The organism is Actinosynnema sp. NPDC059797 (assembly GCF_042732085.1).
In the GTDB taxonomy this organism is placed as follows: Bacteria; Actinomycetota; Actinomycetes; order Mycobacteriales; family Pseudonocardiaceae; genus Actinosynnema.
The window spans coordinates 1-1,859 of the sequence record NZ_JBHWIE010000687.1; the positions used below are offsets into that span (position 1 = coordinate 1).

General features: G+C 77.9%; 2 protein-coding genes. Both read left to right on the top strand.

The genetic code is table 11. The annotated features are described in order from the left end of the window. Positions 1–740: condensation domain-containing protein (locus ACFV4N_RS43310; protein ID WP_499678520.1), on the top strand; the 740-nt coding region annotated here is incomplete at its 5' end. Positions 741–878: 138 nt separating this feature from the next. Continuing rightward, on the top strand, positions 879–1,688 hold the full coding sequence (locus tag ACFV4N_RS43315; RefSeq protein ID WP_499678521.1) for a class I SAM-dependent methyltransferase: 810 nt from the start codon (positions 879–881) through the stop codon (positions 1,686–1,688). Positions 1,689–1,859: the final 171 nt, after the last annotated feature.

Consider the following 1,859-nt stretch of genomic DNA (forward strand, 5'->3'; position numbering starts at 1 on the left):
CCGCCGTGGAGGAGTGGGCCGGGCACGTCGGGTCGGTCGGCGCGCGCCCGCTGCTGTTCCCCACCGACCGGCCCCGGTCGCGCGCCCCGCTCGGCGACGGCGCGGTCCGCTCGGTCACCCTGCCGCCCGCGCTGGCGGCCGGTGTCGACGCGGTGGCGGCGAGCCGGGGCACGACGACGTTCGCGGTGCTGGTCGCCGCCTTCGCCGCGCTGGCCCACGAGGTGACCGGGAACCCCGCGCCGGCGTCGATGTGCGGGGTGGCCAACCGGCCGGAGGCCCGTTTCGAGGACGTCGTCGGCGTCTTCACGCTCTCGTCCTGGGTGGTGGTGCCGGTCGCGGGCGTGCCGACCTTCGACGCCCTGGTGGCGGTGGCGAAGGACGCGGTGTGGCGGCGGCTGGCCTTGCAGTCGGTGCCCGCGCCGGTGCTCAACGAGGCGGCGGGCGGGGAGTTCGCGGGCAACCCGCCGAGGGTCATCTTCGGCTTCTTCAACGACCCGATCCCGCCCCTGGAGCTGACCGGCGTCGCCCCGGCCGCCCCGGTGGACGTCGAGCTGCCGGTGGCCAGGGCCGAGCAGACCTGGGTGCTCAGCCCCAACCCCGACGGCGGCCTGGACCTGGTGCTGGAGTACGCCACCGACCTGTTCGACGCCGACGCGGTGGCGGGCTGGGCGGCGCGGTTCGCGGAGATCCTGGCCGCCGGGGTCGCCGACCCGGGCAGCAGGCCCTGGCGCACCCCGTAGCCCGGTAGCCCCCCGACCGGGTGGGGCCTGCGATCATGAACCGCTCGGGAGGGGCGGGCACCCGTCGGGACCCGCGGCCGATCGGCGTCGCCGAGGTCCCCGGGCCCCGACGCGACCAGCGGTGGGGGAGCCGGGACGATGACGACGGTGTTCGACCAGGCCGAGCGGCGGACGTGGGCCGGGCGCGCCGACGCCTACGCCGCGGGCTTCGCCGCGCTGTGCGCGCACACCGTGCCCGCCCTGCTGGACGCCGCCGGCGTGCGCGAGGGCTGTCGGGTGCTGGACGTGGGCGCGGGCACCGGCACGGCCGCCGCCGCGGCGGCCGAGCGGGGCGCGCTGGTGACGGCCGTGGACGCCGAACCGGGCATGGTGGAGCTGGCCGCCCGTGCGGCGCCCGGCGCCGACGTGCGGGTGGCCGTCCTGCCCGACCTCCCGTTCGCCGACGGCTCGTTCGACGCGGTGGTGGGCAACTTCGTCCTCAACCACGTCGGCCGTCCTCGCGCCGCGGTGGCCGAGCTGCGCCGCGTCGCCCGTGCGGGCGGGCGCGTCGCGCTCACCCTGTGGGCCGTCCCGCCGGCGGCCGGCCAGGCCCTGCTCGGGCGGGCCGTGCGGGCGGCGGGCGTCACCCGGCCCGCGCACCTGCCCGCCCTGGCCTCGGACGACGACTTCCCCCGGACCGAGCGGGGCCTGGTGGAGCTGTTCGCCGAGGCGGGCCTGACCGGGGCGTCCTGCCGGACCGCGACCTGGGACCACGTGACGACCCGGGAGCGGTGGTGGAGCGGCCCGGCCGCCGGGGTGGCGACCATCGGCCAGGTCATCACCAGCCAACCACCCGAGGTCGTCGCGCGGGTCAAGGCGCACTACGACGAGCTGTGCGCGGAGTTCGCCGGTCCCGACGGGACGCTCGTGCTGCCGCACACCGCCTTGATCGCGCACGGGCGGGCGTGACGCGGGGGTTCGGCGGCGCGCGGCCCACGCCCCGCGCTCGGACCGGGTGGGGCGGGAGGGGACTCCCCCCCCCCCCCCCCCCCCCCACAGGTGGGGGCGCGCGGCCAGGGCCGGGGTCGTATAAAAAAATACCAGGCCCCCAGACGATATTAACAAACGGTTTGGGGGTGG

Excerpts from the sequence above, each read along its gene's own strand:
- ACFV4N_RS43315 (WP_499678521.1), top strand. The coding sequence starts at position 879 with ATGACGACGGTGTTCGACCAGGCCGAGCGGCGGACGTGGGCCGGGCGC.